Genomic DNA, 17,254 nt, shown 5'->3' on the forward strand with positions numbered 1-17,254 from the left:
TATACATATAGGAGCAGTGCTATGTTCAAAATTGGATACCGTACAGTAAAAACAGCAATAGGGACAGGCGCAGCCGTTTTTATTGCGCAGTTATTAGGATTAGAATTTTATAGTTCAGCGGGCATTTTAGTTATATTATGTGTACAAAATACGAAACGTAAATCACTTCAAGTGTCGTTACATCGTTTTTTAGCTTGTGTATTATCAATGGTATTCGCTTTTTGTATTTTTGAAACAATTGGATATACACCACTTGCAATTAGTATATTATTACTTACATTTATTCCGACTGCAGTTATGCTCAAAATTCAAGAAGGTATTGTCACGAGTTCAGTTATTGTGATGCATCTATATTCATTGAAACAAATTACATGGCTTATTGTTGGGAATGAAATTGCGATATTAACGATAGGAATTAGCGTGGCTTTATTAGTGAATATGTATATGCCAAGTAGTGAAAATAAGCTAAAAGAGTATCAGGATACAATAGAAAGTAACTTTAAAACAATTTTGTTTGAAATGGTCGTGTATTTACGAAACAGAGAAAGTAGCTGGAGCGGGGCAGAACTTATTGAAACTGAAAATATGCTAAATGAAGCAAGGGATTTATCGTTTAAGAAACTTGAGAATGCATTTATGCGAGAAGATGGCTATTACTATCGTTATTTTAATATGCGCATGCAACAATTCGAAATTTTAGAACGGATGATACCATTAGCAGCTTCTTTATCATGGACATATGAACAAGCTGATATGATTGCGGATGTGGTTGAAAACATTGGAAATGCTATTAGCCCTGAGAGTACTGGGGTTATTTCCTTAAGACAGCTTCAAGAAATGAGAGAATTATTTAGAGACATGCCATTGCCCGTTACACGTGAAGAATTTGAGATACGTGCGAAGCTTGTTCAACTTGTGTATGAAATGGAACAATATTTACTCATTAAAAGCCGTTTTAAGGGAAAGGATAATATAAAAGAACTTATATAGAAGGTAGGAATTATTATGCCGTATCTTCTCTCTTTCATATTATGTCTTTCTTTATCACCTATTTGGCCTCTTGGTGATAATCCACGTGCCGGAGATCCTTTTATTATTGTAAATAAAGCGACGAATAAACTAGCTTATATTGACGATGGAAAGATCCAAAAGGTTTTTCCAGTAGCGACAGGGAAAACAAATGAATTAACTCCAGAGGGAACTTTTGATGTTGTAATGAAAGCGAAGGATCCGTATTATATTGCGAAGGATATTCCAGGTGGGTCACCGAAAAATCCACTTGGGTCAAGGTGGATTGGATTTAATGCAAGAGGAACTGATGGAAGTAAATATGGAATACATGGAACAAACCAACCTAGTTCAATTGGAAAGTATATTTCACAAGGATGTATAAGAATGAAGAAAAACGATGTGGAGTATTTATTTGATCGCATTCCAATTGGAACGAAAGTATGGATTGTGAAGTCGAAAAAATCATTTCAGCAATTGGCAAAACAAAAAGGAGCCATTGCATATGAAAAAGCCAACAAAGGTTGGCTTTTTCTATTGTAATAAGTTGTCTTGACATGTGTACATAACCATGAGTTAATGAGAGTATAGAAAGATAAAGTGAAACTTTAATCAGTGGGATGTTTTTTACCCGCGGATTATCAGCCCTCACCGATCAGGATAAAAAATTAGATAAAGGGGTTGCTCATATGTACTTGAATCCAAAAATTTCGTATATGCAATTTTTTATGGGATTTCTATTTGTTATTACATTCATATTGGCAACTTTTAATATATGTTCTTATCTTGTAGCAATTGTATGTATGGCATTACTCAATCTTACTTTTGTTATTGGAGCATTTCAGCAGAAACAATATACAAGTTTTATAACAGCACTTGTAATGTCATTCTCCTTTAGTATTGTAGCGATTGTGCTTTATATAAAATAAACCATCTCGATATCGAGATGGTTTATTTTATTATGTTATGTGTAAAAAGTAAAAAAAGGACGAACACATCGTCCTTTTTACCAAAACATACTTGCGCCAGCAAGTAATGTTGTTACAAGCATAGAAATTAGCATTACATAAATCATAACTTTTTGAGCTTTTTTATGCATCGTTAAGCCTCCTTGCAAATCAGTACAATATTATTGTAACGAGAAATGATATTGTGGACAAGGGGAGAGAAGTGACAAAATTCGAGAAGTGCGTGTAAAGTATAACAGGAAATTTGTATGTATGTAGAGAATATATAATTAATGATAGAGTATAAGTTTTTTGTTATGCAAGCTGAAGAATGGAGATACGATGATGAAAATATATGAAACAAATCGTTTACATTTAAGGGAAATTGATGAGTCGTATGCTGAAAAAGTTCTTCAATATTACGACAGAAATCGTGAATTTTTAAAAGCTTGGGAAGAGTATAGACCGGATGATTTTTTTACGTTAGATTATCAGAAGAAAAAGTTACAAAAGGATAGAAAAGAGTTTGCAGAAGGTAAAATCATCAGGCTTTGGATTTTTAAAAAGGGTGATGATACGAAAATAATTGGATGTATTTCATTTAATTTAATTGTTCGCGGAATTTATCAATCTTGTGTACTCGGCTATAAATTAGATAAGGCAGAGTTAAACAAAGGTTATACGACAGAAGCGCTTAGAAAAGCGATTCAAGTTGCTTTTGAGGAATTTCAGTTACATCGTATAGAAGCACCGATTATGCCACGAAATTTAGCATCTATACAAGTAGTGACGAAGATAGGCTTTCAATATGAGGGCGTGTCTAGGAAAATGTTAATGGTTAATGGAGTATGGGAAGATCATATGCGCTGGGTATTGTTAAATGAGTAATAGAAAGCAGATGGTTATCTAGACATATAAACCGTCTGTTTTTTGTCTTGTATTTCGAAACTTTTGCGAAATTCTGTTATAATTAATAGTGTTACATACATAATGGTAGTGCAGGAGGCGCAGTCTTATGATTAATCAAGAACGTTTAGTAAATGAATTTATGGAATTAGTACAAGTAGATTCTGAAACGAAATTTGAAGCAGAAATTTGTAAAGTATTAACAAAGAAGTTTACAGATTTAGGTGTAGAAGTATTTGAAGATGACACAATGGCTGTTACTGGGCATGGTGCAGGTAATTTAATTTGTACTTTACCAGCAACAAAAGATGGTGTTGATACAATTTACTTTACTTCTCATATGGATACAGTAGTTCCTGGTAATGGAATTAAGCCTTCTATTAAAGATGGATATATCGTATCAGATGGTACTACGATTTTAGGTGCGGATGATAAAGCTGGATTAGCATCAATGTTCGAAGCAATTCGTGTTTTAAAAGAGAAAAACATCCCTCATGGTAAAATTGAATTTATTATTACAGTTGGAGAAGAATCTGGTCTTGTTGGTGCAAAAGCATTAGATCGTGAGCACATTACAGCGAAATACGGTTACGCATTAGATAGCGATGGAAAAGTTGGTGAAATCGTTGTTGCAGCTCCAACACAAGCGAAAGTGAATGCGATTATTCGTGGGAAAACAGCTCATGCTGGTGTAGCACCAGAAAAAGGTGTATCTGCAATTACTATCGCAGCGAAAGCAATTGCGAAGATGCCACTTGGTCGTATTGATTCTGAAACAACTGCAAATATTGGACGTTTTGAAGGTGGTACACAAACTAATATCGTTTGCGATCATGTACAAATCTTTGCAGAAGCGCGTTCTTTAATCAATGAAAAAATGGAAGCACAAGTTGCGAAAATGAAAGAAGCATTTGAAACAACTGCAAAAGAAATGGGTGGTCATGCAGACGTTGAAGTAAACGTTATGTACCCAGGATTTAAATTTGCTGAGGGCGATCACGTTGTAGAAGTTGCAAAACGTGCAGCTGAAAACATTGGTCGTACACCTTCTCTTCACCAAAGTGGTGGCGGAAGTGATGCAAACGTAATTGCAGGACACGGTATTCCAACAGTTAACTTAGCGGTTGGTTATGAAGAAATTCATACAACAAACGAAAAGATTCCTGTTGAAGAATTAGCGAAAACAGCAGAATTAGTTATAGCAATTATTGAAGAAGTAGCGAAGTAATGTAATAGAAAAAGCGTGTAAATCACAATTGATTTACACGCTTTTTATTTTGATTCGATTGCTTTTACAAGGCGGATCAGCCAATACAAGAAAATCCATGGCAATATATAAGTTGTTGCTATATGTACTAGACGAGGGAAGAATCCAAATGTATTAAAGTTGAAAATAGGAAGCAGTAAATAATTAATGGCTATGATTAATATAATCACAAGGAACGTATAGTTGAGTTTATTAGTTGATTTCATCATAATCACCCCTTTTTGTAATTTGATACATTTTATGTAAATTGTATCAAATGTATGAAAGGAAAAGAACAAGTAATTATTATAACTATTATGCAAAATTTGATATAATGAAAGAACGAACGTTCTGATTAGGGAGTGAGTACTATGCGAGAAATGTATCCGAAAAATGGTCGTGTTATTTTGCATGTAGATATGAATTGTTTTTTCGCATCTGTTGAAATTGCTCATGACCCATCATTACAAGGGAAGCCGTTAGCAGTTGCTGGAAATGAAAAAGAAAGAAAAGGAATTATTATAACATGTAGTTATGAGGCAAGAGACTATGGAATACGTACAACGATGCCTCTTTGGGAAGCAAAAAGGTTATGCCCGCAATTAGTTGTAATGCGTCCTAATTTTACATTATATCGTGAAGCTTCATTTCAAATGTTTCAAATTCTTTCACGTTTTACGGAAAAAATACAACCAGTCTCTATAGATGAGGGGTATTTAGATATTACAGATTGCTACGCACTCGGTTCACCTCTTGAAATAGCAAAGATGATTCAGCAGGCGTTATTAACAGAGTTACAGCTTCCGTGTAGCATCGGAATTGCTCCTAACCTTTTCCTAGCAAAAACAGCTTCTGATATGAAAAAGCCTCTCGGTATTACCGTGCTTCGAAAACGAGATATTCCAGAAATGATTTGGCCACTTCCAGTTGAAGCAATGCATGGAATTGGAGAAAAAACAGCTGAAAAATTAAATGATATTCATATACAAACAATTGAGCAGTTAGCAAAAGGAAACGAACATATCATTCGCGCTAAAATTGGAAAGCATGGCGTTGATTTACAAAGGCGGGCAAAAGGTATGGATGATAGGGAAGTTGACCCGAGTCAAATGGGACAACATAAAAGTGTCGGTAATTCGATGACTTTTTCAAAGGATATGGATGAAGAGAAAGAATTACTTGATATGTTAGAACGGCTATCAAAATCAGTGAGTAAAAGATTACAAAAGCGAACTCTTGTCAGCTATAATATTCAAATTATGATTAAATATCATGATAGGCGGACAGTAACACGGAGTAAGCAATTGAAAAATGCGATTTGGGAAGAACGAGATATTTTTCAGGCAGCATCTCGTTTATGGAAGCAACATTGGGACGGTGATTCTGTTCGTTTACTAGGTGTTACAGCCACTGAAATAGAGTGGAAGACAGAATCGGTGAAACAATTAGATTTGTTTTCATTTGAAGAAGATGCGAAAGAAGAGCCGCTACTTGCTGTCATCGATCAAATTAATGATAAGTATGGAATGCCGATTTTACAACGAGGTAGTCAATTATTACGTAAGCAAGAAAAGTCTTTTCAGCAAAAATTAGAAAATAAGTTTATGTAGAAGGTGTCATGAAGCTGTAAATATCATGACACCTTTTATTTTTACAATTAACTATGAAATTTTTTACTATAAAGTTTTTATAGAAAATAAATTGTTTCTTTTGCACTACAAGCAAAAGAATTATTTAATAAATCAAGTGAAAGGATAAATTTAGATGAGTTTGATCAAAGTATGTATACAAATTTTTTGACGGAATATGACGATTTGCTAAATAAGTATAAATAAAAAGCACTGTAACCAGTGCTTTTTATTATAGATTATGAGATTGTAGCATTTTCAAAAATAACAATTTCTGAACTGTTTGTTGTTGAAACGCGTTGTGCGTAATATGTTAAAGCTGAAGAAATATATGTTGGTAATGAATCATTTGTATGTGTTGTTGTATATTCATGGATTAATTCTTTCAAAGTCGTCCATTCTAATTGTGCTGGGTGATCAGAAACGAAAGAACTTACCCAGCGATCAAATGAAGATGAAAAATCAGTTTGTAAACGAAATGCTTCTTTCATAATAAAACGCTCCCTTAAAATGTAGTATAATCATTTTAACATAAAACACGAACGATTACTAAGTTTTTTGAGTATAACGTTCGTGATATATAGTTGTCTAGATGATCGGTTATGTAAATTCGATTTGCCATTTGAAATAACATTCCGTAAGATGAAAGGTAGATTATATAAAGAGCTGGAGGAAAGAAAGTGGAATTTGTATTTTTAGGAACTGGTGCAGGTGTTCCTTCGAAAGGAAGGAACGTTTCGGCAATTGCTTTGCAATTGTTAGAAGAACGAGGACAGACTTGGTTATTTGATTGTGGCGAGGCGACGCAACATCAAATATTACATACATCAGTACGCCCACGCCGCATTGAAAAAATATTTATTACGCATTTACATGGTGATCATATTTTTGGCTTGCCTGGTTTATTAGGAAGCCGTTCATTTCAAGGAGGGACTACACCTTTAACAGTGTATGGACCAAAAGGAATTAAACAATTTATTGAAGTGGCATTATCAGTAAGTACGACACATGTAAAATACCCACTTGAAATTGTGGAGATAATAGAAGAAGGTACTGTATTTGAAGATAATGAATTTCACGTGGAAACGAAAAGATTGTCACATGGTATTGAATGTTTTGGGTATCGTATTGTAGAGAAAGATATACAAGGTGCTCTTTTAGTCGATAAATTACTGGAGATGGGTGTGAAACCTGGCCCGCTCTTTAAACGTTTAAAAGATGGAGAAGTAGTTGAATTAGAAAATGGTACGATACTAAATGGAAAAGACTTTATTGGTCCACCTCAAAAGGGAAGAATTATTACCATTTTAGGTGATACAAGATATTGTGAAGCGAGTAGAGAGCTGGCACAAGACGCTGACGTACTTGTTCATGAAGCCACTTTTGCAGCAGAGGATGAACAACAAGCATATGATTATTTTCATTCTACATCTAAGCAAGCTGCGAGTATTGCACTTCAGGCAAATGCAAAACGATTAATATTGACTCATATTAGTTCTCGTTATCAAGGAGATACATATAAGGAATTATGGAAAGAGGCAAGAGAGCTATTTTCTAATACAGAAATAGCTACGGATTTGAAATCATTTCCAGTAGATAGATAATAATGGTGTGAAAAAATGGTGACGAAAGGTTGCCATTTTTTTATTTCTAAAAAAAATTTAAAATAAAACTGTTATCATTTTATGTTTATATTGGATGAAACAGAAAGTTTTAATGATGTGAAGAAATAGGATAAAAATACATAGTACCGATTGTTTAGAGAAACTGTTATATAAGTCAGACGACATACGAGTGGTACAAATAGCAAAAACGGATCGTTATTCAGAACTTTTAAAATTTATTAAAAGTAAGCGTTTTATTAAAAACAAGATATAATGAGGGCAGATTATAATTTATTGTAGGCTACATGCGTTTTAACCATTTGTCGTAACAAGTGGAGTTGACTAAATCGTGAGAGGGAAACATGAGAATTATAAATAAGAAGGATATTACTATTATTTGTACTAAGTCTTTTTTCATTTTTTAGCTTTAAAGCACTAAAAGGTATGAAAGCAATGGGAGTTTCACTTGTTTATGCTATGCTTGTAAGGGGTTCTGTGTTAAACTTTGGATTGCTACAAGACTTTATTGTGGATTAGCTTATATGATTAGTAAATGAAGGTAATGCTAAGTTTCTTATTTATTATGATAATTGGTATTATTTCAGGATATATTGTTTCACTGTTATTCAAAAACTATCCAATTCGTATAGCGGAACAAATTCGTCGTACAACTGGAAAAGCAACCGATTCGGTAGCTTAATAGAATAGTAAAAAATTTTTGCACAGAGGTTTAGGGGGAGTTATGATGAAGTATCGCTCAGTATTTGATATTATTGGTCCAGTTATGATTGGTCCATCAAGTTCACATACAGCAGGTGCAGCAAGAATGGGGCAAGTTGCTCGCCAGCTGTTTCGTCATGAACCAGAAAGAGTAAGCATTTCATTATATGGATCATTTGCAAAGACGTATCGTGGGCATGGTACAGATGTAGCGTTAATAGGTGGGATATTAGGGTTTGAAACAGATGACTTACGTATTCCAGAAGCGCTAGACATAGCAAAAGAGCGCAAAATCGAAGTAGAATTTATTGAAGAAGATGCAAATGCACCTCACCCAAATACAGCGAGAATTCGTTTGTATAAAGGTGAAGAAGAAATTGAAGTTGTTGCTTGCTCAATTGGTGGCGGTAAAATTGAAGTTGTAGAATTAAACGGATTCGATCTTCAATTAACAGGCACGAGTCCAGCACTACTTATTGTAAATAACGATCGCTTCGGTGCTATTGCAGCAGTAGCTTCAATCCTTGCGAAACATGAAATTAACATTAGTACAATGAGTGTTTCTCGTAAAGAAAAAGGAAGAAGAGCGCTTATGGTTATCGAAACAGATGAATTATTAGCAGATGAAGTGATTGAAGAAATAAACGCGCAACAAAATATTTGTCAAGTAACTATTATGGAATAATTGCAGGGGGGACACACCATGTTTCGGAACGCAGCGGAACTAGTGGCGCAAGCTAAAGAACAAAATGTAAAAATCGCAGAAATTATGATTCAATGTGAAATGAAAACAAGAAGTATTTCACGTGAAGAAGTAATTGCTGGTATGGAAAAGAACTTAGTCGTGATGGAGCAAGCAGTAGAACGTGGTATTCGCGGAGTGAAATCACCAACTGGTTTAACTGGCGGAGATGCTGTAAAAGTTCAGGCGTATATGAATAGCGGAAAAGGCTTATCTGGAGATACGATTTTGGACGCGGTGAGTAAAGCTGTTGCAACAAATGAAGTAAACGCAGCGATGGGAATTATTTGTGCAACACCAACAGCAGGGTCTGCTGGAACAGTGCCAGGTGTACTGTTTGCACTGCAAGAAAAATTACAGCCGACACGCGAAGAGATGATCGAATTTTTATTTACAGCAGGAGCTTTCGGTATGGTTGTTGCGAATAATGCTTGTATTTCCGGCGCGGCAGGAGGTTGCCAAGCTGAAGTAGGTTCAGCAAGTGGAATGGCAGCAGCAGCAGCAGTTGAGATGGCTGGTGGAACACAAGATCAAGCAGCTACAGCGATGGCGATTTCATTAAAGAATATGCTTGGTTTAGTATGTGATCCTGTTGCAGGGCTTGTAGAAGTACCTTGTGTAAAACGTAATGCAGCAGGAGCTGCGAATGCGATGATTTCAGCTGATTTAGCATTAGCTGGCGTAACGAGTACAATTCCATGTGATGAAGTGATTGAGGCGATGTTTAGAATCGGACAAACGATGCCAGTAGCACTTCGTGAAACAGCTGAAGGTGGACTTGCAGCAACACCAACTGGTCGCCGTCTGCAAGAAGAGATTTTTGGGAAGACTAATAACTAAACAATATATGTTAATGAAAAAATGGAGCTCAAGTAAGATTGAGCTCCATTTTTATTTTTCTTTTGTTAGTTGTTCTAATGTTTTCCCAAGATTATGTGATCGTTGTGTAGCCTGTGTAATACAAGAAATAAGTGCTTGTTGAAATTTATGTTCTTGTAATACTTCAATGCCTGCTTCGGTCGTTCCGCCAGGAGAAGTAATTTCCTTTCGCAAAACAGAAGGGTGTTTTTCACTTGCTTTTAGCATTTCAGCAGCACCAATCATCGTCTGAAGAATAAGTGACTTTGCAACATCTTCTTTTAAACCAATTGTTTTTGCGGCTTCTTCCATCGCTTCCACTACGTAATAAATATAAGCAGGCCCACTTCCAGATAATGCAGTGACAGCATGCATATCTTCTTCCTCTACAACAGAGACGAGACCGATCGTTTCAAATAAAGCTATGGCAGTCTGAATATGTTCCGCTGTTGCATGTTTTGAAGGCGAGATAGCAGTAGCTGATTTTAAAATAGCTGCAGATGTATTTGGCATCGCACGAATAATCGGAACATCTTTTTGAAGTAGGTTTCTAATCGAGTGAGTAGAAACACCTGCTAATAAGGAAATAATAAGCAGGTTATTATGTATATCTTCTTTAAAAGGAGTAAGCGCTTCTGCAACATCCTTTGGTTTCATTGCTAGAAAAAGAATAGTTGTATCAGTAAGTAGCTCTTTTTTATTATGCGTACCTTTTACGCCATATTTTTTATGTAGCTCCTGCAATCTTGTCTCGTTAGAACGATTACTTACAGTAATTTGTTCGCCTTTCACAACATTTGCATGTAACAAGCCACCAATAATAGCTTCAGCAATAGAGCCTGCACCGAGAAAGGAAATGTTTTGAATAGACATGATGTTCCTCCTTTAAATTTGGTTAGAAATTCTTATAAATGTACATACATTCGTTTTTTTACAGGAAACACCTCTTTTTATCTGAAAATAATGACAAATATATATAGAAGTTGTAAACTGAAGAAGTATTCATTTTTGAACCGGAAAGAGACAGGGGGGCTAAGCATGACGGCGATTCACCGAATGGAGATTCCTGTGCCATTTGCAGTTGAAACTGTGAATGTGTTTTTAGTTGAGGGGGAGACATTAACATTAATTGATACAGGGACGAATACAGAAGAGGCAAGAAGTGCTTTAGAAAGGCAATTAGGTACATTAGGATATGCGATAGAAGATATTAAAACAGTAGTCATTACGCATCATCATGCGGATCATTGTGGGCTTTTAAATATATTTTCTGAGAAAACGAACATTATTGGACATCCTTGGAATGAGCCTTGGATCACGCAAAATCCAGAATTTTTAAAGTGGTATCATGAGTTTTTTAGAGAGACAGCTTTGCAATTTGGTGTTCCAGCGGCATTTTTGAAAGACGAGGCGTTATTGACGACGAAGACACTTAAATATTCTTGTAATAGATCGTTAACGCATACTGTGAGAGAGGGAGATCGTATTGATTCTTTACCTGGGTTTACAGTAATCGAAACACCAGGTCATGCTTCCACTCATATTTCATTATATAGAGAATCTGATGGAATATTAATTGGCGGGGATGCTCTCATTAGCCATATTTCTTCGAATCCCATATTAGAACCACCATATGAAGGACAAACAGAAAGGGCGCGCCCGTTATTACAATATAATCAAACATTAAAGCGTTTAAGTGAAATGAATATTTCGCGCATTTTATCAGGACATGGAGAAGATGTTCTAAATGTGAAACAACTTATTGAAACGAGATTACAAAAGCAAGAAACACGTGCGTTTAAAGTGCTTGAGTTATTAAAGGAAAAACCAATGACAGCATTTGAAGTATGTGTAAAACTATTTCCGGTATTATATAAGGAGCAATTGCCGCTTACTATTTCAGAAACTGTTGGACAATTAGACTTTTTAGCATATAATCAACAAGTGATGATTGATGAATCTTCGCAACAATTGATTTATTATGCAAAGTAGGTGACAGCAATGACGGGACGTTTACAAGATAAAGTAATCGTCATTACAGGTGCTTCTAGCGGAATTGGAGAGCAAGTTGCAATGCAAGTTGCAGAGCAGGGGGCGACTCCAGTATTAATGGCTAGAACAGAAGAGAAATTAAAAGCGTTAGCAGAGAAAATTAAAGAAACTTATAATACGCCTTGCTATTATTATGTATTAGATGTAAGTGAAGAGATGGAAGTACAATCTGTTTTTTCAAAGGTATTACAAGAAGTGGGACGTATTGATATATTAGTAAACAATGCGGGATTTGGTATTTTTAAAACATTTGAAGATGCGTCAATGGATGAAGTGAAAGATATGTTCCAAGTAAATGTATTTGGATTAGTAGCTTGTACGAAAGCGGTACTACCCTATATGGTGAAAAGGAACGAAGGACATATTATTAATATTGCTTCACTTGCTGGGAAAATTGCAACTCCAAAATCGAGTGCGTATGCAGCGACGAAACATGCAGTATTAGGATTTACGAATAGTTTACGCATGGAGTTGTCTAGTACAAATATTTTCGTAACAGCGATTAATCCAGGTCCGATAGATACAAACTTTTTTGAAATAGCGGATCAATCCGGTACATATGTGAAAAACATGGGACGGTACATGTTAAAACCAACATATGTAGCAGAGCAGATCGTAAAATCGATGCAAACGAAAAAGCGTGAAGTAAACTTACCGAAGTGGATGGGCATTGGTCCGAAACTTTATGCACTATTCCCAGGTTTATTTGAGCGTGTTGCAGGTAAATCATTAAATAAAAAATAGGAGATTTCCATATGGAAATCTCCTATTTTTTATTTTCCAGTCACATAATCGTAAACGATATCCTCAACTGCCTCGTATACATCAATTTCAGTATTTGAATGAATTATCGTTTGAATATGTTTAATAAGCATTTCCTGATCCTCATTTGACATAGGATTACATTGATATTGCTGAAAACTTTTTATAATCATTTTCTCAATTAATTTCTCATTCATGTTTTTCCCCGCCTGTATGTATACATGTATTGTTTTACCCGGCATTAACGGGCAGTAAAACCCCCACCTTAAAATTCGGCTAGAGCAAAGAAGTTAGGTGGGAGATCGACTGCCCCTAAACGCCCGATTGGTGTGGGCTAATAATCAGGGAGGATGAACAAAACCCCACTGATTATAGTTTCACTTTATTGTACTTGAAGTGAAATGAAAAAACTACTATACACTATTTGTGTATAAAAATTCTATTGTGTATATTGTTTTTCTAGTAAAATTAAGTTTTTCAAGTTTGTAAAATTTATAAATATTTAATTGACTCTATAAATATACAATATTATAATCATACTTAATTTAAAGAATTGATATGAGGAGGAGCATATGAAAGTCGCGATTATTGGAGCAACTGGGTATGGAGGTATTGAGTTAATTCGGTTATTAGAGCAACATCCATATTTTTCGATAGCATCTCTTCATTCTTTTTCGCAAGTTGGCGAGTGTATAACAAATGTATATCCGCATTTTCAAAATGTTCTTGTTCATACGTTACAAGAAATTGATGCGGAAGAAATAGTGAAAGAAGCAGAAATTGTATTTTTGGCAACCCCAGCAGGAGTATCAGCAGAGCTAACTCCAAAATTATTAGCAGTAGGTTTAAAAGTAATTGACCTATCTGGAGACTTTCGTATGAAAGATCCTTTCATATATGAACAGTGGTATAAAAGGACAGCTGCAAAAGAAGCAGTTCTTAGTAAAGCTGTATATGGGTTAAGTGAATGGAAAAGGTCCGAGATTCAAAATGCAAATTTAATTGCAAACCCAGGATGCTTTGCTACAGCTGCATTATTAGCGGTATTGCCGTTAGTTCGTAGCGACATAATTGAAGAAGATTCCATTATTATTGATGCGAAATCAGGAGTATCTGGAGCAGGCAAAACGCCAACGACAATGACTCACTTTCCTGAGTTATACGATAACCTGCGTATTTATAAAGTAAATGAGCATCAACATGTTCCTGAGATTGAGCAAATGCTCGCGGAGTGGAATAGGGAAACGAAGCCAATCACGTTTAGTACACATTTAATACCGATATCAAGGGGAATTATGGTTACACTTTATGCGAAAGTAAAACGAGAAATGGAAATAGGGAAACTTCAAAAATTATATGAAGAAACGTATGAACAATCGCCTTTCATTCGAATTCGTACGCAAGGAGAGTTTCCAAGTCCGAAAGAAGTGAGGGGCTCAAATTATTGTGATATGGGGATAGCTTACGATGAAAGAACCGGAAGAGTGACAGTCGTTTCTGTTATAGACAATATGATGAAAGGTGCGGCTGGGCAAGCGATTCAAAATGCAAACATAGTAGCGGGACTAGAAGAAACAACAGGTTTACAACATATGCCGCTTTATTTATAAGGGGGACATGATGATTAAAGTAGAGTCTATTACAAAATTAGATAATGGTTCAATTGTAACGCCAAAAGGCTTTTCGGCAGTCGGTACTGCAAATGGTTTGAAAAAAGACAAAAAGGATTTAGGTGTAATCATTTGTGAAGTGCCAGCATCATGTGCTGCCGTTTATACAACGAATCAAATACAAGCAGCTCCCCTGCAAGTAACGAAAGACAGTATAACAGCTGAGGGGAAATTGCAGGCAATTATCGTCAATAGTGGAAATGCAAATGCTTGTACAGGAATGAAAGGGTTACAAGATGCTTACGAGGTGCGTGCATTAGGAGCGGAACATTTTGGAGTGAAAGAAAATTACGTTTCAGTAGCTTCAACAGGTGTAATTGGTGTCCCTTTACCGATGGATATAATCCGAAAGGGAATTGCAACTCTTATCCCGACGAAGGAAGAAAGTGAAGCTCATTCTTTTTCTGAAGCAATCTTAACGACGGATCTTATAACGAAAGAAACTTGCTATGAAATGATGATTGATGGGAAGAAAGTGACGATTGCTGGTGTTGCGAAAGGTTCAGGGATGATTCATCCAAATATGGCGACGATGCTAAGTTTTATTACGACAGACGCTCATATAGAGCATGACGTATTACAAACAGCATTATCACAAATAACGAATCGTACATTTAATCAAATTACGGTAGATGGAGATACTTCTACGAATGATATGGTCATCGTTATGGCAAGTGGATTATCAGAAACGAAACCAATCAATATGGAACATGCAGATTGGGAAACTTTCGTATTTGCTTTACAGAAGGTATGTGAAGATTTAGCGAAAAAAATCGCACAAGATGGTGAGGGCGCTACGAAGTTAATAGAAGTAAATGTGTTAGGAGCTCGAACGAATGAAGAGGCAAAGAAAATTGCAAAGCAAATAGTCGGTTCGAGTCTTGTGAAAACAGCAATACATGGTGAAGATCCAAACTGGGGGCGAATTATTAGCAGTATTGGACAAAGTGAAGTCACGATTAACCCAAATACAATTGATATTACTCTTCAATCTATTACGGTGCTGAAAAATAGTGAACCTCAAATGTTTTCTGAAGAGGAAATGAAAAAGAAATTAAAAGAACATGAAATTATGATTGATGTGTATTTACATTTAGGAGAAGAGACAGGATCAGCTTGGGGCTGTGACTTAAGCTATGAATATGTGAAAATAAACGCTTGTTATCGTACATAAGGAGAGGGAAGATGAGCGATTATATTGTAGTAAAATGCGGCGGTAGTATGTTGGATCAATTAAATGATGTGTTTTTTGATTGTATAAAGAAATTGCAACAGAAGTATAAAGTAGTGATTGTCCATGGTGGTGGCCCAGAAATTGATGCGCAATTAAAAGGTTGTAACATCAAAGTAGAAAAAAGAGATGGGTTACGAGTAACACCAAAAGAAGTTATGGATATTGTTCAAATGGTGCTATGCGGAAGTACGAATAAAAAATTTGTAATGAAGTTGCAAAGGCATAATTTACTTGCGGTAGGTTGTTCAGGGTGTGACGGCAATTTACTTCAAGTTCAACCTGTCAGCGAAGAAATAGGATATGTGGGAGAAGTAAGTTATGTCGAAACAACCTTACTAAAAGGATTGATAAATTTGAATTATATTCCTGTTATTGCTCCGGTCGGGATACATGATAATGAGATTTATAACATAAATGCGGATACAGCTGCAGCTGGAATTGCGGCCGCATTATCCGCAAAAGAACTCATTTTTATTACGGATGTAGATGGGATATTACATGAAGGGAAATTAGTAAAGAAAACGGATGAATCGGAAATTACTACTTTAATAGAAAAAGGAGTTATTACAGGCGGGATGATTCCGAAAGTACAGGCGGCACTAACGTCATTAAAAATGGGAGTGCAAAAGATAAGTATTGTGAACGGTACAAAAGATTTTACTGAAGTTACGGGCGAGTGTATCGGAACGACGGTAACGAAAGGAGTAAGTATCGTATGACAAGTCATCTTTTTCAAACGTATGGGAGAAGAAATATTGAGCTTGTAAAGGGAAGTGGAACGGAAGTTATTGATGAAAATGGTAAGCAATATTTAGATTTCATATCAGGAATTGGCGTATGTAATTTAGGACATTGTCATCCTAAGGTTATGAAAGCTGTCCAAGAGCAACTTCATGATATATGGCATATATCTAACCTGTTTACAAACAGCTTACAAGAAGAAGTCGCGTCATTATTAACAGAAAATATTGCATTAGATTATGTGTTCTTCTGTAATAGCGGGGCAGAGGCGAATGAAGCAGCTTTGAAGTTAGCCCGTAAGCATACTGAAAAGTCTCTCGTCGTAACATGCAAGCAGTCTTTTCACGGTAGAACATTCGGAACGATGAGTGCGACGGGGCAAAATAAAGTGAAAGAAGGATTTGGTCCATTACTTCCATCTTTTTTACATATTCCTTTTAATGATATTAAGGCATTGAAAGAGGTAATGAATGAAGAAGTTGCGGCAGTAATGGTAGAAGTTGTTCAAGGTGAGGGAGGAGTAGTACCTGCTAATCTAGCCTTTTTGAAAGAGATTGAAACATTATGTAAGAAGTCCGGTTCCCTATTTATTATAGATGAAGTACAAACTGGAATTGGAAGAACTGGGACATTATTTGCTTACGAACAAATGGGAATAGATCCTCATATCGTTACTACCGCTAAGGCGCTTGGAAATGGCATTCCAGTTGGAGCAATGATTGGCCGGAAAGAACTTGGAACATCGTTTCCTGCAGGATCACACGGTTCAACGTTTGGTGGAAATTATATTGCAATGGCTGCGGCGAAAGAAGTATTGCAAATAACTAAGAAGCCATCGTTTTTAAAAGAAGTAAAGGAAAAGGGCAAGTACGTATTACAGAAATTGCAAGAGGAATTACGACATGTCGACTGTATTCAAAATATACGTGGTAAGGGGCTTATGATTGGAATTGAGTGTAAGCATGAAGTTGCAAGTTTTATAGAACAACTAGAGAAAGAGGGACTTCTCGTATTACAAGCAGGATCTAATGTGATAAGACTATTACCACCACTTATTGTAACGAATGAAGAGTTAGAACAGGCAGTATATATGATAAAAAAAGTAGTTTGTACAAAAAACGTATCAATCATATAAG

21 protein-coding genes and 1 pseudogene are annotated in these 17,254 nt (G+C 35.9%); 17 read left to right on the forward strand and 5 right to left on the reverse strand.

Annotated features, from left to right (window positions below; genetic code table 11):
* Nucleotides 1–21 precede the first annotated feature (21 nt).
* The 3 genes from ACSG5Z_RS11775 (at nucleotide 22) to ACSG5Z_RS11785 (ending at nucleotide 1,937) form a co-directional block, all read left to right on the forward strand.
* On the forward strand, nucleotides 22–990 hold the full coding sequence (locus ACSG5Z_RS11775) for an aromatic acid exporter family protein (RefSeq protein WP_000472675.1): 969 nt from the start codon (nucleotides 22–24) through the stop codon (nucleotides 988–990).
* A 15-nt stretch (nucleotides 991–1,005) separates the two neighbouring features.
* Nucleotides 1,006–1,551, forward strand: coding sequence for a L,D-transpeptidase (locus ACSG5Z_RS11780; RefSeq protein ID WP_106382652.1), 546 nt, complete (start codon nucleotides 1,006–1,008; stop codon nucleotides 1,549–1,551).
* Between the two features lie 146 nt (nucleotides 1,552–1,697).
* Complete coding sequence (locus tag ACSG5Z_RS11785; RefSeq protein WP_000281162.1) at nucleotides 1,698–1,937, forward strand: DUF3894 domain-containing protein; 240 nt, start codon at nucleotides 1,698–1,700, stop codon at nucleotides 1,935–1,937.
* Between the two features lie 77 nt (nucleotides 1,938–2,014).
* Here ACSG5Z_RS11785 and prli42 read toward each other — a convergent pair whose 3' ends face one another.
* The gene (prli42, locus tag ACSG5Z_RS11790) at nucleotides 2,015–2,107 is read right to left on the reverse strand and encodes a stressosome-associated protein Prli42 (protein WP_000549038.1); all 93 of its coding nucleotides are present in this window, start codon (nucleotides 2,105–2,107) and stop codon (nucleotides 2,015–2,017) included.
* A gap of 190 nt (nucleotides 2,108–2,297) precedes the next feature.
* Here prli42 and ACSG5Z_RS11795 point away from each other — a divergent pair, with 190 nt between their 5' ends.
* Both ACSG5Z_RS11795 and ACSG5Z_RS11800 read left to right on the forward strand, forming a co-directional pair.
* Nucleotides 2,298–2,843 (forward strand): GNAT family N-acetyltransferase, encoded by a 546-nt coding sequence (locus ACSG5Z_RS11795; RefSeq protein ID WP_002008488.1) that lies wholly within the window; start codon nucleotides 2,298–2,300, stop codon nucleotides 2,841–2,843.
* Between the two features lie 127 nt (nucleotides 2,844–2,970).
* A complete protein-coding gene (locus tag ACSG5Z_RS11800) occupies nucleotides 2,971–4,089 on the forward strand; it encodes a tripeptidase T (RefSeq protein WP_435711478.1) in 1,119 nt (372 codons plus the stop codon).
* 44 nt (nucleotides 4,090–4,133) lie between these two features.
* Here the strand turns inward: ACSG5Z_RS11800 and ACSG5Z_RS11805 are convergent, their stop codons facing one another.
* Entirely contained in the window at nucleotides 4,134–4,334 is a 201-nt protein-coding gene (locus ACSG5Z_RS11805) for a hypothetical protein (RefSeq protein ID WP_046956380.1), read from the reverse strand.
* A gap of 144 nt (nucleotides 4,335–4,478) precedes the next feature.
* On the opposite strand from ACSG5Z_RS11805, the gene ACSG5Z_RS11810 reads away from it, so the two are divergent.
* Both ACSG5Z_RS11810 and ACSG5Z_RS11815 read left to right on the forward strand, forming a co-directional pair.
* On the forward strand, nucleotides 4,479–5,717 hold the full coding sequence (locus tag ACSG5Z_RS11810) for a DNA polymerase IV (protein WP_088064378.1): 1,239 nt from the start codon (nucleotides 4,479–4,481) through the stop codon (nucleotides 5,715–5,717).
* A gap of 90 nt (nucleotides 5,718–5,807) precedes the next feature.
* Nucleotides 5,808–5,942, forward strand: a pseudogene (locus ACSG5Z_RS11815) (DNA polymerase IV); the annotation flags it as partial.
* 32 nt (nucleotides 5,943–5,974) lie between these two features.
* On the opposite strand, the gene ACSG5Z_RS11820 reads toward ACSG5Z_RS11815, so the two are convergent.
* Entirely contained in the window at nucleotides 5,975–6,226 is a 252-nt protein-coding gene (locus tag ACSG5Z_RS11820) for a DUF3932 family protein (RefSeq protein WP_000656495.1), read from the reverse strand.
* Between the two features lie 189 nt (nucleotides 6,227–6,415).
* Here ACSG5Z_RS11820 and rnz point away from each other — a divergent pair, with 189 nt between their 5' ends.
* The 4 genes from rnz (at nucleotide 6,416) to sdaAA (ending at nucleotide 9,641) form a co-directional block, all read left to right on the forward strand.
* Nucleotides 6,416–7,339, forward strand: a complete 924-nt coding sequence (rnz, locus tag ACSG5Z_RS11825) for a ribonuclease Z (protein ID WP_088064377.1) — start codon at nucleotides 6,416–6,418, stop codon at nucleotides 7,337–7,339.
* 553 nt (nucleotides 7,340–7,892) lie between these two features.
* Nucleotides 7,893–8,039, forward strand: coding sequence for a hypothetical protein (locus ACSG5Z_RS11830; RefSeq protein WP_179194447.1), 147 nt, complete (start codon nucleotides 7,893–7,895; stop codon nucleotides 8,037–8,039).
* Between the two features lie 45 nt (nucleotides 8,040–8,084).
* Nucleotides 8,085–8,744, forward strand: a complete 660-nt coding sequence (gene sdaAB, locus ACSG5Z_RS11835) for an L-serine ammonia-lyase, iron-sulfur-dependent subunit beta (RefSeq protein WP_000877441.1) — start codon at nucleotides 8,085–8,087, stop codon at nucleotides 8,742–8,744.
* Between the two features lie 18 nt (nucleotides 8,745–8,762).
* Nucleotides 8,763–9,641, forward strand: a complete 879-nt coding sequence (sdaAA, locus tag ACSG5Z_RS11840; RefSeq protein ID WP_000489470.1) for an L-serine ammonia-lyase, iron-sulfur-dependent, subunit alpha — start codon at nucleotides 8,763–8,765, stop codon at nucleotides 9,639–9,641.
* Between the two features lie 51 nt (nucleotides 9,642–9,692).
* On the opposite strand, the gene proI is transcribed toward sdaAA, so the two are convergent.
* Complete coding sequence (gene proI / locus ACSG5Z_RS11845; RefSeq protein WP_000027261.1) at nucleotides 9,693–10,532, reverse strand: pyrroline-5-carboxylate reductase ProI; 840 nt, start codon at nucleotides 10,530–10,532, stop codon at nucleotides 9,693–9,695.
* Between the two features lie 165 nt (nucleotides 10,533–10,697).
* Here proI and ACSG5Z_RS11850 point away from each other — a divergent pair, with 165 nt between their 5' ends.
* The gene (locus ACSG5Z_RS11850) at nucleotides 10,698–11,651 is read left to right on the forward strand and encodes an MBL fold metallo-hydrolase (protein ID WP_064474854.1); all 954 of its coding nucleotides are present in this window, start codon (nucleotides 10,698–10,700) and stop codon (nucleotides 11,649–11,651) included.
* A gap of 9 nt (nucleotides 11,652–11,660) precedes the next feature.
* The gene (locus tag ACSG5Z_RS11855; RefSeq protein WP_075308096.1) at nucleotides 11,661–12,455 is read left to right on the forward strand and encodes an SDR family oxidoreductase; all 795 of its coding nucleotides are present in this window, start codon (nucleotides 11,661–11,663) and stop codon (nucleotides 12,453–12,455) included.
* A gap of 29 nt (nucleotides 12,456–12,484) precedes the next feature.
* On the opposite strand, the gene ACSG5Z_RS11860 is transcribed toward ACSG5Z_RS11855, so the two are convergent.
* Nucleotides 12,485–12,670, reverse strand: a complete 186-nt coding sequence (locus ACSG5Z_RS11860) for a YqzH family protein (RefSeq protein WP_001003210.1) — start codon at nucleotides 12,668–12,670, stop codon at nucleotides 12,485–12,487.
* A gap of 375 nt (nucleotides 12,671–13,045) precedes the next feature.
* Between ACSG5Z_RS11860 and argC the strand changes: the two genes are divergently transcribed.
* From argC to argD, 4 genes are read left to right on the forward strand one after another with little or no spacing between them, the layout of a single operon-like run.
* Nucleotides 13,046–14,083: an N-acetyl-gamma-glutamyl-phosphate reductase gene (gene argC / locus ACSG5Z_RS11865; RefSeq protein WP_088064375.1), complete on the forward strand. Its 1,038-nt coding sequence runs from the start codon at nucleotides 13,046–13,048 to the stop codon at nucleotides 14,081–14,083.
* Nucleotides 14,084–14,093: 10 nt separating this feature from the next.
* Nucleotides 14,094–15,317: a bifunctional glutamate N-acetyltransferase/amino-acid acetyltransferase ArgJ gene (gene argJ / locus ACSG5Z_RS11870; protein WP_435711479.1), complete on the forward strand. Its 1,224-nt coding sequence runs from the start codon at nucleotides 14,094–14,096 to the stop codon at nucleotides 15,315–15,317.
* Nucleotides 15,318–15,328: 11 nt separating this feature from the next.
* Nucleotides 15,329–16,096 (forward strand): acetylglutamate kinase, encoded by a 768-nt coding sequence (gene argB, locus ACSG5Z_RS11875; RefSeq protein ID WP_060488328.1) that lies wholly within the window; start codon nucleotides 15,329–15,331, stop codon nucleotides 16,094–16,096.
* Nucleotides 16,093–17,253, forward strand: a complete 1,161-nt coding sequence (argD, locus tag ACSG5Z_RS11880; protein ID WP_435711480.1) for an acetylornithine transaminase — start codon at nucleotides 16,093–16,095, stop codon at nucleotides 17,251–17,253. The genes argB and argD overlap by 4 nt, the downstream gene beginning before the upstream one ends.
* Nucleotide 17,254: the final 1 nt, after the last annotated feature.

The organism is Bacillus pretiosus (assembly GCF_051294775.1).
GTDB classification, from domain to species: domain Bacteria; phylum Bacillota; class Bacilli; order Bacillales; family Bacillaceae_G; genus Bacillus_A; species Bacillus_A wiedmannii.

What these genes read in the sequence shown, in the direction of transcription:
- ACSG5Z_RS11805 (WP_046956380.1), bottom strand. Translation starts at nt 4,334, where the DNA reads ATGAAATCAACTAATAAACTCAACTATACGTTCCTTGTGATTATATTA.
- ACSG5Z_RS11800 (WP_435711478.1), top strand. Translation starts at nt 2,971, where the DNA reads ATGATTAATCAAGAACGTTTAGTAAATGAATTTATGGAATTAGTACAA.
- sdaAA (WP_000489470.1), top strand. Translation starts at nt 8,763, where the DNA reads ATGTTTCGGAACGCAGCGGAACTAGTGGCGCAAGCTAAAGAACAAAAT.
- ACSG5Z_RS11795 (WP_002008488.1), top strand. Translation starts at nt 2,298, where the DNA reads ATGATGAAAATATATGAAACAAATCGTTTACATTTAAGGGAAATTGAT.
- ACSG5Z_RS11810 (WP_088064378.1), top strand. Translation starts at nt 4,479, where the DNA reads ATGCGAGAAATGTATCCGAAAAATGGTCGTGTTATTTTGCATGTAGAT.
- argB (WP_060488328.1), top strand. Translation starts at nt 15,329, where the DNA reads ATGAGCGATTATATTGTAGTAAAATGCGGCGGTAGTATGTTGGATCAA.
- ACSG5Z_RS11830 (WP_179194447.1), top strand. Translation starts at nt 7,893, where the DNA reads ATGAAGGTAATGCTAAGTTTCTTATTTATTATGATAATTGGTATTATT.
- sdaAB (WP_000877441.1), top strand. Translation starts at nt 8,085, where the DNA reads ATGAAGTATCGCTCAGTATTTGATATTATTGGTCCAGTTATGATTGGT.
- argJ (WP_435711479.1), top strand. Translation starts at nt 14,094, where the DNA reads ATGATTAAAGTAGAGTCTATTACAAAATTAGATAATGGTTCAATTGTA.
- ACSG5Z_RS11855 (WP_075308096.1), top strand. Translation starts at nt 11,661, where the DNA reads ATGACGGGACGTTTACAAGATAAAGTAATCGTCATTACAGGTGCTTCT.
- proI (WP_000027261.1), bottom strand. Translation starts at nt 10,532, where the DNA reads ATGTCTATTCAAAACATTTCCTTTCTCGGTGCAGGCTCTATTGCTGAA.
- argD (WP_435711480.1), top strand. Translation starts at nt 16,093, where the DNA reads ATGACAAGTCATCTTTTTCAAACGTATGGGAGAAGAAATATTGAGCTT.
- argC (WP_088064375.1), top strand. Translation starts at nt 13,046, where the DNA reads ATGAAAGTCGCGATTATTGGAGCAACTGGGTATGGAGGTATTGAGTTA.
- prli42 (WP_000549038.1), bottom strand. Translation starts at nt 2,107, where the DNA reads ATGCATAAAAAAGCTCAAAAAGTTATGATTTATGTAATGCTAATTTCT.
- ACSG5Z_RS11775 (WP_000472675.1), top strand. Translation starts at nt 22, where the DNA reads ATGTTCAAAATTGGATACCGTACAGTAAAAACAGCAATAGGGACAGGC.
- ACSG5Z_RS11820 (WP_000656495.1), bottom strand. Translation starts at nt 6,226, where the DNA reads ATGAAAGAAGCATTTCGTTTACAAACTGATTTTTCATCTTCATTTGAT.
- ACSG5Z_RS11780 (WP_106382652.1), top strand. Translation starts at nt 1,006, where the DNA reads ATGCCGTATCTTCTCTCTTTCATATTATGTCTTTCTTTATCACCTATT.
- ACSG5Z_RS11860 (WP_001003210.1), bottom strand. Translation starts at nt 12,670, where the DNA reads ATGAATGAGAAATTAATTGAGAAAATGATTATAAAAAGTTTTCAGCAA.
- ACSG5Z_RS11850 (WP_064474854.1), top strand. Translation starts at nt 10,698, where the DNA reads ATGACGGCGATTCACCGAATGGAGATTCCTGTGCCATTTGCAGTTGAA.
- ACSG5Z_RS11785 (WP_000281162.1), top strand. Translation starts at nt 1,698, where the DNA reads ATGTACTTGAATCCAAAAATTTCGTATATGCAATTTTTTATGGGATTT.